This is a genomic window from Pseudoalteromonas sp. SG43-8, assembly GCF_014164245.1.
Lineage (GTDB): Bacteria > Pseudomonadota > Gammaproteobacteria > Enterobacterales > Alteromonadaceae > Pseudoalteromonas > Pseudoalteromonas distincta.
On the sequence record NZ_JACJEX010000002.1, the window covers coordinates 62,126 to 74,778 of the forward strand.

A 12,653-nucleotide genomic window follows, 5' to 3' on the forward strand; every position below is an offset into this window, starting at 1 on the left:
ATGAGCGCGAAGTGGATTCGCGCTTTCGTTTTGATGAAAGTGAGGTTTTATACCTCGCTTTTTAAATATAGACTCAGAAATAGAGCGCGAAATAAATTCGCACCTACGATTTGTATTTTTACTTTGTGTAGGCGAGGTTTATGCCTCTCCTTCACCTTCTTTATTTTTTTCAGCCTCTTTGTACCATAACGCAAAAAAGCATTCTGTTAATTTGTGCTCTATCTCAAGCGCTTTTTCTGTCGGGCAAAACAAGGTAAAGCTTGCTTTAAATTCACCTAAATCGGTTGTACCAAAGTGAATTACTGGTTCTGGGCCAGATATTTTTGCATCAAGTTTACGCTCAATCATCGAATTATAACGGCTTGCTACTTCTTGAAACTCTTCGCAGTACAGCTTAGCTTGCTCAGTGAGTGTGTCGTGAATAGGGTAAGGGTTAAAGCTCTCTCTTCGGACAATAATAAAATGATGTGTAACAAAGCGTTTTACAAAGTTTAAGTTTTTAATAGAGCTGGTAATCAGCTTATTATTAGGTATGTATATGGTTTTTCTAGAAAATTGATAAGTATGTATATCAATTTCATGCATGGTTGTTTTTATCCAATCCGTTTCAGCTACTTCACCAAAGTAATCACCTACTTGTATCCAATCACCCACTCTAAACGGGCGAGTTGTTACGAGGTAAAAAAAGCCTATTACACACTGAATAAACTCACGCGTTGCAAGTACAATCGCCACGGCAAAAGCAGCAATAGAAAGTGCAAAGTTTTGAATTTCAGTAGACCACACAAATAGCAGCGATATCATCATTACAAAATTAACAAAGTGCTTAATATTGTGTGCGATGTAACGGATGTCTTTTTCTTTTTTTTCTGCGCGACTTTTAGCAAGCTTATCAACAAGCACTTTTAGTACAAATGCAATTGTGATCATTACAATTGAAAGAAGAAACGGATGCAGCAATATATCTTTAGTCATGGTATCCAATTAAATGTGAGTTGATAAAAACAGGCTCAGTATATTGATTTATTAAACCAATTAGCAAATTTAGTGTAAAAAAAGTAACCAATAAAAAATGTAGCTACGTTATTGAGTTACTTGATCAGTGCAATGCTTGTGATTTTTAGCCATTCTTTTTCGGCATATGAGTACAAGCTCAATGGCTGAAATAAAAATCAAAGTATAGCCAAGCGTTTCTATACCTTCTTCAACAATGTTTTTTACCGCACGTACATAGTCATCACCCATTACTGAATGCCAAAATGCGCCTTTGCCCATCATTCGCGAAAATGCGAGTAAAGTAACCATGCCTGATAAGCAAATTCCATAACTAGGAGTGAGGCTATAGGCTTTTAAAGCGTTAAAAATACTTCCTCTGTTTGTTATTAAATAAACAAACACGCCAGCTAAAATTGAATAGACGATACTTTGCCAAGCGCCATCAAAAAAGTATAAGTCGAGGTATGTATCAAACTCTCTTACAAACATCATTGCCGATAATGCAGCTAGTAATACAGCCGGTATTTTGAGTTGAAAGTTAATTCGCGAAGCGTAAAAAAATAAAATACAGCTTAAAAAAGTTAAAACATCTTGCATATGTTCGGTAAGAGTTTCTTCACTGTAAAGTGCATCCTGTTTTAACTCAAAGCCTTCAAGTTGAATTAAATGAGCAACACCCGCTAGGCATAATAAATAAATAAAAGATCGCAGTAAAAACATAAATAACCAAGAGAAACTATAAATGCGCGGGATTCTAATCGTTAAAATGCTTTAAAGCCAAAACAAAATTTAAACTTTTAATCTTTTTATCGGTCTAAAATTTTTGCTGTTAAAATAATGGCTTAGTTGTTTTTTTAATGTTGAATGGATGTTTGTAATGTGACGTTTTAAGTGGTTTATTGTGCAAAATATAACAAGCATTAAAAAGCCCTTACTAATTACTTAACAAGGGCTGTTTATAATTGAGCGCTTAGAGTTTAGCGCCTAGCGCCTAGCGCATAGTAACAAACTCTTCAGAACCTGTTGGGTGAATCGCAACAACGGCATCAAAATCAGCTTTAGTAGCGCCCATTTTCATGGCAACTGCAAAACCTTGAATCATTTCATCAACCGCAAAACCAATACCATGTAGGCCAACTACTTTTTCGTCTGGGCCGGCACATACAAGCTTCATTTTACAAGGCTGGCGATGTTTAGTTACCGCTGTGTACATAGCTGTAAAACCAGATTGGTAAATCTTAACGTTTTCTTCGCCATACTGAGAGATAGCTTCTTGTTCAGTAAGGCCAATAGTACCAATTGGTGGGTGACTAAATACAACAGTAGGAACTAGGCTGTAATCCATTTTTAAATCATCAGGTAGTTCTTTATTAAATAAACGCTCTGATAAAGTACGCCCTGCTTTAACTGCTACAGGCGTAAGTTCAATACCGTTTTCGATAATATCGCCAACCGCGTATACATTTTTAGCTGTGGTATTTTGAAACTCATCAACTTTAACAAAACCATCGCTGTTAACTTCTACGCCGGCAGCGGCTACATTAATTGCATCTGTTGTTGGCTGGCGGCCAATGGCCCAAATTACTTGGTCAACGTTATGAGTTTTGCCATTATCTAAATGTAGCGTTACAGAGCCATCATCTTCTTTAACTAATTTATGAGGTACAGATTCTGTATGAAGAGTAGGGCCTTCAGCAGCCATAACATCAACAAGTGTTTCAACTATGTATGGGTCAAAGTTACGAAGTGGAGAATGCTTACGAACAAATAAATGTGTTTCAGTACCTAAACCATGTAATACACCAGCAAGCTCGACGGCTATGTAGCCTGCGCCAATAACTGCAACGCGCTTAGGCTGCTCTTTTAGTTCAAAAAAGCCATTTGAATCGATACCGTGTTCAGCACCTTCAATATGCGGAATGCTTGGGCGGCCGCCTACTGCAATTAATATATGGTCGGCTGTGTAGTGCTCGCCGTTTACTTCAACTGTTTTATTATCTACAAATTTAGCAAAACCTTTAATTACAGTAACGCCATTGCTAGCAAGGCCACTGTCGTAACCTTTATGAATTCGACCTATGTAGGCTTCACGGCTTTCTACTAACTTGCTCCAATCAAAGCCTTTAACTTCAACATTAAAGCCGTAATCTGGGGCATATAAATTAATTGCTTCAGCAACCTGAGCACCGTGCCACATTACTTTTTTAGGTACACAGCCCACGTTTACACACGTGCCGCCCATGTGTTTTGCTTCTATAAGTGCTACTTTAGCGCCACGCATTGCCGCTCTATTTGCAGAGGCAATACCACCACTGCCACCACCGATTGCAATATAATCAAAGTGTTGTGTCATTTTATGTCCTTAGGCGTTGAGTTTTATGCGCATTAGCATAACATTAAGTTTTAAAAATAAAGAGTGTTTAGGTGACCTATGTTTAGTAAAAAAACATTCGAATTTCTTGCTCAGCTTGATCAAAACAATAATAGAGACTGGTTTAACGACCATAAATCACAGTATGAGGAATACGTAAGAGAGCCCGCTTTAGATTTCATTAGGCAAATGCAAGCACCACTTGCTGAGGTTTCTAGCCATTTTGTCGCATCAGATAAAAAAGTCGGCGGTAGTTTAATGAGAATCCATAAAGACGCGCGTTTTAGTAAAGATAAAACCCCATATAAAATTAATGTAGGGATTCAATTTCGCCATTTTATGGGAAAAGACGTACACGCCCCTGGTTTTTATTTTCACTTAGCAAATGACGAATGTTTTGTAGGTGCTGGTATTTGGCGGCCAGAATCAAAGGCGCTTAACGCAATTAGAACCTGCATAGATGAAAACCCAAATAGCTATAAAAAAGCAATTTATGATGAGCAATTTAAATCTATATTTGAAATGTCAGGAGAGTCGCTAAAACGCCCACCAAGAGGTTTTGAAAAAGATCATCCTTTAATAGATGAGCTCAAACGAAAAGACTTTATAGCCATTAGCCCACTTACTCAAAAGCAAATATGCAGTAATAACCTAGTTGATACGGTACTAGAACGTTATAAAGTGGCCGACTCATTAATGGGTTATTTGTGTTTTGCTTTAGAGCAACCTTATTAAAATTAAACAACTTAAAAGCGGCTGAGTTGTTTTTTTACTTTTAGACCCAATTTAAAACGTAATGCATTAACGCAAAGAGAGTATTTATGAGCAACCCACTAATTGGCCTTGAAGGCTTACCACCATTTTCAAAAATAAAGCCTGAGTACGTAGTACCAGCACTAAAAGACGGTATTGAGCTTTGTCGTAAAGCCATTGACGACGTGCTAGCAAAAGGCTCGTACACGTGGGATGACTTAGTATTACCCCTTGAAGAAGCCGACGACAAATTATCGCGCATGTTCTCCCCTGTATCGCATTTAAATTCAGTAATGAATAACGACGAATTACGTGAAGCTTACGAGCAGTGCTTACCGTTAATATCTGAATATTCAACATTTGTAGGTCAGCATCAAGGTTTATACAACGCGTATAATACGCTTTATAACAGCGACGAATTTAAAACGCTGACTACAGCACAGCAAAAAACAATTACTAATGCGCTTCGTGACTTTAAATTATCGGGTATTGCATTAGCGCCGAAGCAGCAAAAACGCTACGGCGAAATTAGCGCGCGTTTATCAGAACTTGCCTCAAAATTTGGCAACAACGTAATGGATGCCACACTTGCTTGGCACAAACATATTACTGATGAAAGCGACTTAGCTGGCTTGCCAGAATCTGCTTTAGCGCTTGCAGCTGATACTGCAAAAAGTAAAGAGTTAGACGGTTGGGTATTTACCCTTGATTTCCCGTCGTATTTACCAATTATGACCTATGCAGATAACCGCGAACTCCGCAGAGAAACTTACACCGCGTTTTCTACGCGCGCGTCAGATCAAGGCCCTAATGCCGGTGAATTTGATAACTCAGAGATTATGAGTGAGGAGCTTGCGCTTCGCCATGAACTTGCACAGTTACTAGGATTTAACAGCTACGCTGAAAAGTCACTGGCAACTAAAATGGCCGAAACACCGGCGCAAGTATTCTCGTTTTTAGAAGACCTAGCGGCTAAATCAAAACCACAAGCAGAACAAGAAGTGGCAGAGTTAAAAGCCTATGCTGAGCAAAAACATGGTATTTCTGAATTACAGGCATGGGATTTTGGTTACTACAGCGAAAAACTTAAGCAAGAAAAATACGCTATTTCAGATGAAGTACTGCGTCCTTACTTCCCAGCAAATAAAGTATTAAGTGGCTTATTCGAAACCGTTAACCGCTTATTTGGTATTAGCGTAAAAGAAGTTACTGACTTTGATACTTACCACAAAGATGTACGCTTTTTTGAAATTGTAGATAGCAGCAATACCTTACGTGGACGTTTTTATCTCGATTTATATGCACGCGACCGTAAACGCGGTGGTGCGTGGATGGACGACTGTATGGGTCGTAAAGTACGTGCTAACGGCGAACTACAAACTCCAGTGGCTTATTTAGTGTGTAACTTTAATAAAGCGGTTGGCGATAAACCTGCATTGTTTACTCATGACGAGGTGACAACCTTATTCCACGAGTTTGGTCATGGTATTCACCACATGCTTACACAAGTTGATGCTGCCCCTGTTGCGGGTATTAATGGTGTAGCGTGGGATGCGGTAGAGCTTCCTAGTCAGTTTTTAGAAAACTGGTGTTATGAAGAAGAAGCACTGAGCTTTATTTCAGGTCATTATGAAACGGGCGAGGCGTTACCTAAAGAGCTACTTGATAAGCTACTAGCGGCTAAAAACTACAACTCAGGCATGCAGATGCTACGTCAAATTGAGTTCTCGTTATTCGACTTTAAAATCCATAATGATTATAAAGCAGGTGAAGAGTGTCAAATTCAAGCAGTACTTGATGACGTACGCAGCCGTACCTCGGTCGTTAAGCCTCCTGAGTTTAACCGTTTTCAACATGGCTTTAGCCACATTTTTGCAGGCGGTTACAGCGCTGGTTATTACTCATATAAATGGGCTGAAGTACTCTCTGCTGATGCTTATTCTAAATTTGAAGAAGAAGGTATTTTTAACCCGCAAACCGGTCAAGCCTTCATGCAAAATATTTTAGAAAAAGGCGGTAGTGAAGAGCCAATGGAATTATTTAAAAAGTTCCGTGGTCGTGAGCCTAATGTTGACGCGTTACTACGCCACAGCGGTATTGCAGCTTAAAAACTAATATTTAGCACAAACCAAATTAAAGCGCCTAAATGGCGCTTTTTTATTATTTGTAAATTATTATCTAATAATTTTTAGTAATTTCATCCTACCGTACTATGCTTTTAGCACACCTATTAAAATGGATTAAGGCATGGCAAAGTTGGTATTGGCAATTGATGACGACAAGTATGTTCATCATATAATTGAAGAGTCTTTAGCAGGGTTTTGTAAAATAATTCATGCAAAAGATGGCGATGAAGGATTAAGGCTAACCAATAAATATAACCCTGATATTATTTTACTCGATATTGAAATGCCAGGTATGTCAGGCTATGACGTATGTAAAACGATAAAGCACAGTGAAAGCACTCAAGATATTCCCGTTATGTTTCTCTCATCTAAAATAGAGCTAAGCGATCGTGTAAAAGGTTATAGCGTTGGCGCATCTGATTACATTACAAAACCTTTTAATGCAGAAGAGTTAATAGCGCGAATAAAGGTACTTTACGAATATAGGCAAAAATGCACAAAACTAAAACTGGATATAGCAAAAGCGAATAAAACAGCGGAAATAGCGATGACAGAGTCGGGCGATATGGGCCGTATAATGCGCTACGTTGGACAAAGTTATCATGCTAATAACTTTCAATCGTTGAGTGAACACTTTTTTACCTTTTTTGCTCCTTTAAATTTAGATGTTGTGGTTGTGTTTTGGTATCAAGGAACAGGTGTTTTTTACAGCCAGCAAAGCGGTGTTTGCCCGTTAGAGCAAGAGCTGCTGGAGCAACACAGACAAGCTCAACGATTTGTTGATATTGGTAGTAGTACTATAATTAATTACCCCAAAGTATCCCTTTTAATAAAAAATATGCCAGTTGATAATGATGCTTTGTACGGGCGCTATAAAGATCTGTTCCCGCATATATTAGAAGTAACCAACGAGAAGGTTATTACCATGGAAAGAAGCGAAAGCAGTTATGAGCAGGCAGCTCAAATAAGTACAGCCCTTCAAGATATTGTTAAGCAGTTAACTACACAAAATATAGAGCAAAACAAAAGTACTAAAGTGTTTATAGAGCAGCTACATGAGCTTGACTGCGCCATTAAGCTACAACAAACACAAGCAAATCCTGCAGATCTCACCTTATATATATCTCAATTAGATCAAACAATGCAGTTATTTGTATCGGCTAATAGCGATTTAGCCTTTATCAAATATCAGCTTAAACAAGTTGCCGAAAGCCGCAATGAACTTATATCTAATTTACGCACTAAAGCGGAAGCCGCAAAGGTCAATACTAATCATCACAGTGATATAGAGCTATTTTAGTGCTTTAAAGTAAAGCGGTTGATATACTACAGGCGTATTTTATCGTCGGAGTTTATTGTGGTTATTCAGTGTGCTTTTAAAGAGTTACGTCCTTATTTAAATGAATTAGAAACACGCTTTGGTTTAGCCCAATGGGCGCAAAATTGCAGTGGCTTTAGCTTACATTACGACGATAAAGGGTTAAGCCTATTTAAAACCGATGAGCCTAAACTAGGTGCAATTAATGTTGATTTTGTAACCGGTGCTGCTGCCCATAGGCGCAAGTTTGGCGGTGGTAAAGGGCAAGCTATTGCCAAAGCAGTTGGCTTAAATAAAGGTGCAACGCCTGTTGTGCTTGATGCTACCGCAGGCCTTGGGCGAGACGGCTTTGTACTTGCCTCGCTAGGGTGCAAAGTTATATTACATGAACGTCATCCGGTTGTTGCAGCCCTTTTATACGATGGGTTAAAGCGAGCCTATAACGATATTGAAATTGGTGTGTGGATGAAAGAAAACATGAGCCTAATATTTGGCTCAAGCCATACTTTGCTCTCTCAGTGCGAAAGCATGCCCGATGTTGTTTATTTAGATCCCATGTTTCCGCATCGCGAAAAATCAGCATTAGTTAAAAAAGAAATGCGCGTATTTCAAGAGCTAGTTGGTGCAGACAACGACGCAGACGACCTACTTGATTTTGCCTATCCACTTGCCAGTAAGCGTGTCGTTGTAAAACGCCCCGATTATGCGCCATTCTTAAACGAAAAAACCCCAAGTATGCAAATTAAAACCAAAAAGAACCGTTTTGATGTTTATGTAAAGGCGGCAATGGTTTAAACATCAAAACAAATTGGTGGTATAGATATATACTATGATTTCAGCGACATTTGATTTCAGCGACAAATTTACCCATGTAAGAATCGTTATATTGGCTTGGATCTTAGGATCTAGCCTTTTGAATCTAGGATCTTATTACATTTTCATGTTAGAATTTGCGCAATTTTTTGGCATAGCAAAGTAGCACAGTAATGATCTTAGATGATATTCGCATTGTTTTAGTTAACACGTCACATTCGGGCAATATTGGTTCGGCGGCTCGCGCCATGAAAACCATGGGTTTATCAAAGCTTTATTTAGTTGATCCTGCTTGTGAAATAGACAGCCAAGCAAGTGCTTTAGCTGCAGGCGCAACTGATGTTTTAGGCAATGCAGTTATTGTAGGTACTGTTGAAGAAGCTATCGCTGACTGTACATTAACAATTGGCACAAGTGCGCGTTCTCGTACGCTTTCGTGGCCAATGGTTGAACCACGTGAATGTGGTGAAAAACTCGTTGCTGAAGCTGTAAATGGTCCTGTAGCGCTAGTATTTGGTCGTGAAAACAGCGGCTTAACTAATGAAGAATTACAGCTTTGTAATTACCACGTATGTATTCCTGCTAATCCAGAGTACAGCTCGCTTAATTTAGCTATGGCCGTACAAACACTTAGTTACGAAACACGTATGGCGTTTTTAAATCAACAACCTAAAAAGGTTGAAGAAGACGATGCTGTTTACCCAAGCTCAAAACAAACAGAGCTGTTTTATGAGCACCTTGAAGAGACGCTTTTCAAAACAGGCTTTATTATCAAACAGCACCCTGGTTTAGTTATGACTAAATTACGTCGTTTATTTAACCGAGCTCACCCAGAAGATGCCGAAATGAATATTTTACGCGGTATTCTCACCTCAATTAATAAGTCTATCCCTAAGTAACTTAGGTATAGCTATTAGTTATAAAAACCAATGGGTAAATAACTAGCTAATACTTGACTAAAATACTCAGGTAATTACAATGGCTGTAATACTTGACCAAAGAGGTCAAGTATTGAAAGTTTGTTAACTCTACAATTTAAAAAGTAAGAGTTTATAAATCAAATTTTTATGAAGTGATAATACTTGACTAATTTACTCTGGTAATTAAAATTTGCACTCTTTTGTGCAGGGGGCGTTATGAAGTTAACATCAAAAGGCAGATATGCCGTTACAGCTATGCTGGATGTTGCACTACACACAGGTGTAGGTCCTGTAGCCCTTGCTGATATTTCACAAAGACAAGAAATTTCTTTGTCTTACCTTGAACAATTATTTGCTCGTTTACGTAAAAATGGCCTAGTAAGTTCTGTTCGTGGACCTGGTGGTGGTTATTTACTAGGGCGTGAAGCGGGCGTTATCTCTGTTGGCGATATTATTAGCGCCGTAGACGAATCGGTCGATGCAACACGTTGCCAAGGTGCCGATACCGGCTGTCAGAGTGGTATGCGTTGTTTAACACATAATTTGTGGTCAGACTTAAGCGCACGCATAGAAGAATTTTTGAATAATATTACCCTTGCTGAATTGGTGGAAAAATCAGATGTGAAAGAAATAGCATCGCGCCAAGATAACAGTATCAATAATGCAATTAAGCAGTTGGAAAACATTCAAGTAAGCTGTCAACTTTAAGGTTGACCTGCAGCGGAGAGAGAAATGAAGTTACCGATTTATTTAGATTACGCAGCGACCACGCCTGTTGATGAACGTGTTGCTAAAGAAATGATGCAGTGCCTGACAATGGACGGTAAGTTTGGTAATCCTGCGTCACGCTCACACCGTTTTGGTTGGCAAGCAGAAGAAGCTGTTGACCAAGCGCGTACAGATATTGCTGATTTAATTAATGCAGACCCACGTGAAATTGTTTTCACATCGGGTGCAACAGAATCAAATAACCTTGCTATTAAAGGTGCAGCACAGTTTTACAAGAAAAAAGGTAAGCACGTTATTACCGCTAAAACTGAGCATAAAGCTGTAATCGACACATGTCGTGAGCTTGAGCGCCAAGGCTTTGAAGTAACTTACATGGACGTTGAAGAAAACGGCCTACTTGATTTACAAAAACTTGCCGACACAATGCGTGACGACACAGTACTTGTAAGCATCATGCACGTTAATAACGAGCTAGGTGTAATTCAAGATATCGCGACTATTGGCGAAATGTGTCGCGAACGTAAAATTATGTTCCACGTAGATGCAGCGCAAAGCGCGGGCAAAGTATTAATCGACGTGCAACAGCTTAAAGTTGATTTTATGTCGTTCTCTGCACATAAAGTGTATGGCCCTAAAGGTGTTGGTGCACTTTACGTTCGTCGTAAACCACGTGCTCGCCTTGAAGCGCAAATGCACGGTGGCGGACATGAACGCGGTATGCGCTCTGGTACACTAGCAACTCACCAATTAGTGGGTATGGGTACTGCGTTTAAAATTGCTAAGCAAGATTTCGAAAAAGATCACGCACACATCAGCGCCTTACGTAATCGTTTAATCGACGGCATTATGGCTGATATGGACGAAGTATACTTTAACGGCACACAAGACCAATCAGTACCGGGTATTGTAAATATCAGCTTTAACTTTGTTGAAGGTGAGTCGTTACTTATGGCAGTAAAAGACATTGCAGTATCGTCAGGTTCAGCCTGTACATCTGCAAGCTTAGAGCCTTCTTATGTATTACGTGCACTTGGCCGTAACGACGAATTAGCACATAGCTCAATTCGTTTTAGTATTGGTCGCTTTACTACCGAAGAAGAGATTGATTACACCGTCGAATTAATGAAAAACTCTATCGGTCGCCTACGTGAGATGTCTCCACTTTGGGAGATGCATCAAGAAGGTATTGATTTAGATTCAGTTGAATGGGCTCACCACTAATAGTGTGAGCACATACCCTAGCAGGTAATGAGGATAGAATAATGGCTTATAGTGATAAAGTAATCGACCACGTAGAAAACCCACGTAACGTAGGTACTCTAGATAAGAACGATCCGTCAGTGGCAACGGGTATGGTAGGCGCACCAGCATGTGGTGATGTAATGAAACTGCAAATTAAAGTATCTGCCACTGGCGTTATTGAAGATGCAAAATTCAAAACCTACGGTTGTGGTAGCGCAATTGCTTCTTCTTCACTTGTAACAGAGTGGGTTAAAGGCAAAACGCTAGACGAAGCAGCGACAATTAAAAACACTGATATCAGTGCAGAGCTTGAGTTGCCACCAGTGAAAATTCACTGTTCAATTTTAGCCGAAGACGCAATTCAAGCAGCAATTGCAGACTACAAAAGCAAACAAGCGAAGTAAGAAGAGAAACTCATGGCAGTGACATTGACAGATGCGGCAGCAAACCGCGTACAATCATTTTTAGCAAACCGCGGTAAAGGTTTAGGCCTGCGCGTTGGCATTAAAACGACGGGCTGTTCAGGTCTTGCTTATGTACTTGAGTTTGTTGACGATTTAAACGAAGACGATGAAACTTTTGCGGCTAAGGGTGTCACCTTAATTGTTGACGCTAAAAGCTTAGTTTACATTGACGGCACAGAGCTCGACTACACTAAAGAAGGCTTAAATGAAGGGTTTAAATTTAATAACCCGAATCAAGCAGATGAGTGTGGCTGTGGCGAAAGCTTTACCGTTTAAGCTTTAAATATCTTTGTAGTATAAATAAGCCCTGCCAGTTAATGTAGGGCTTTGTTATTTCTGAATATTATTGGTTGAAGTTATGCGTTACTTTGAATTATTTGCAGTCCCCGTTGATTACAATATTGATTTAGCAACGGTTAACAAGCACTACTTGGAATTACAGCGTACTGTACATCCCGATCGCCACGCGAATGCGAGCAGCCGCGATAAGTTAATGGCTGTGCAAAGCACTGCCGAAATTAACGATGCGCTACAAACATTAAAGCACCCAGTAAAACGTGCTGAATATATGTTGAGCGAGCTAGGCGTTGATATTCGTGCAGAGCAGCAAACCTTGCAAGATCCAATGTTTTTAATGCAGCAAATGGAACTTCGCGAAGAACTTGAAGAGCTAACATCAGCTAGCGATCCTGATACCGCCATTGCAAATTTTGAAAAACAAATTAAGCAATTAAACGCGCAATACAGTGCACAACTTGCTGAGCAATTAGCAAGTAATGATGAGCAGCAATATCAACTTGCCGCAGATAATATTCGTAAACTGAAGTTTGTTTATAAGTTACGTGAAGAACTAGAGCGTATCGAAGACAGTTTATTTGACGATTAATTACTTGCTGCAAAGCGAGCAACACGAGTTTAAAG

13 protein-coding genes are annotated in these 12,653 nt (G+C 39.5%); 10 read left to right on the forward strand and 3 right to left on the reverse strand.

Annotated features, from left to right (window positions below):
• Positions 1-138: 138 nt before the first annotated feature.
• The 3 genes from H5122_RS05465 to gorA form a co-directional block, all read right to left on the reverse strand.
• Positions 139-975: a mechanosensitive ion channel family protein gene (locus tag H5122_RS05465; protein ID WP_182671027.1), complete on the reverse strand. Its 837-nt coding sequence runs from the start codon at positions 973-975 to the stop codon at positions 139-141.
• 108 nt (positions 976-1,083) lie between these two features.
• On the reverse strand, positions 1,084-1,716 hold the full coding sequence (locus H5122_RS05470) for a hypothetical protein (RefSeq protein ID WP_165742883.1): 633 nt from the start codon (positions 1,714-1,716) through the stop codon (positions 1,084-1,086).
• 271 nt (positions 1,717-1,987) lie between these two features.
• A complete protein-coding gene (gorA, locus tag H5122_RS05475; RefSeq protein ID WP_039485720.1) occupies positions 1,988-3,349 on the reverse strand; it encodes a glutathione-disulfide reductase in 1,362 nt (453 codons plus the stop codon).
• A 78-nt stretch (positions 3,350-3,427) separates the two neighbouring features.
• Here gorA and H5122_RS05480 point away from each other — a divergent pair, with 78 nt between their 5' ends.
• The 10 genes from H5122_RS05480 to hscB all read left to right on the forward strand — a co-directional run bounded on the left by H5122_RS05480 (position 3,428) and on the right by hscB (position 12,618).
• Positions 3,428-4,102, forward strand: coding sequence for a DUF2461 domain-containing protein (locus H5122_RS05480; RefSeq protein WP_138488457.1), 675 nt, complete (start codon positions 3,428-3,430; stop codon positions 4,100-4,102).
• Between the two features lie 86 nt (positions 4,103-4,188).
• Positions 4,189-6,228, forward strand: coding sequence for an oligopeptidase A (gene prlC, locus H5122_RS05485; protein ID WP_182682493.1), 2,040 nt, complete (start codon positions 4,189-4,191; stop codon positions 6,226-6,228).
• A 139-nt stretch (positions 6,229-6,367) separates the two neighbouring features.
• Positions 6,368-7,546 (forward strand): response regulator transcription factor, encoded by a 1,179-nt coding sequence (locus tag H5122_RS05490; RefSeq protein ID WP_182671024.1) that lies wholly within the window; start codon positions 6,368-6,370, stop codon positions 7,544-7,546.
• Between the two features lie 57 nt (positions 7,547-7,603).
• Complete coding sequence (locus H5122_RS05495; RefSeq protein ID WP_002958416.1) at positions 7,604-8,359, forward strand: class I SAM-dependent methyltransferase; 756 nt, start codon at positions 7,604-7,606, stop codon at positions 8,357-8,359.
• Positions 8,360-8,550: 191 nt separating this feature from the next.
• Positions 8,551-9,276: a tRNA (cytosine(32)/uridine(32)-2'-O)-methyltransferase TrmJ gene (gene trmJ, locus H5122_RS05500; RefSeq protein ID WP_002958423.1), complete on the forward strand. Its 726-nt coding sequence runs from the start codon at positions 8,551-8,553 to the stop codon at positions 9,274-9,276.
• 237 nt (positions 9,277-9,513) lie between these two features.
• The gene (gene iscR / locus H5122_RS05505; protein ID WP_002958424.1) at positions 9,514-10,005 is read left to right on the forward strand and encodes a Fe-S cluster assembly transcriptional regulator IscR; all 492 of its coding nucleotides are present in this window, start codon (positions 9,514-9,516) and stop codon (positions 10,003-10,005) included.
• Positions 10,006-10,029: 24 nt separating this feature from the next.
• Positions 10,030-11,247 carry an IscS subfamily cysteine desulfurase gene (locus H5122_RS05510; RefSeq protein ID WP_002958425.1) on the forward strand — a complete coding sequence of 406 codons (1,218 nt, stop codon included), beginning with the start codon at positions 10,030-10,032 and terminating at the stop codon, positions 11,245-11,247.
• Positions 11,248-11,288: 41 nt separating this feature from the next.
• Entirely contained in the window at positions 11,289-11,672 is a 384-nt protein-coding gene (gene iscU, locus H5122_RS05515; protein WP_002958426.1) for a Fe-S cluster assembly scaffold IscU, read from the forward strand.
• Between the two features lie 12 nt (positions 11,673-11,684).
• A complete protein-coding gene (gene iscA / locus H5122_RS05520) occupies positions 11,685-12,008 on the forward strand; it encodes an iron-sulfur cluster assembly protein IscA (RefSeq protein ID WP_002958427.1) in 324 nt (107 codons plus the stop codon).
• 82 nt (positions 12,009-12,090) lie between these two features.
• Positions 12,091-12,618, forward strand: a complete 528-nt coding sequence (hscB, locus tag H5122_RS05525; RefSeq protein WP_002958428.1) for a co-chaperone HscB — start codon at positions 12,091-12,093, stop codon at positions 12,616-12,618.
• The last annotated feature ends 35 nt before the right edge of the window (positions 12,619-12,653 follow it).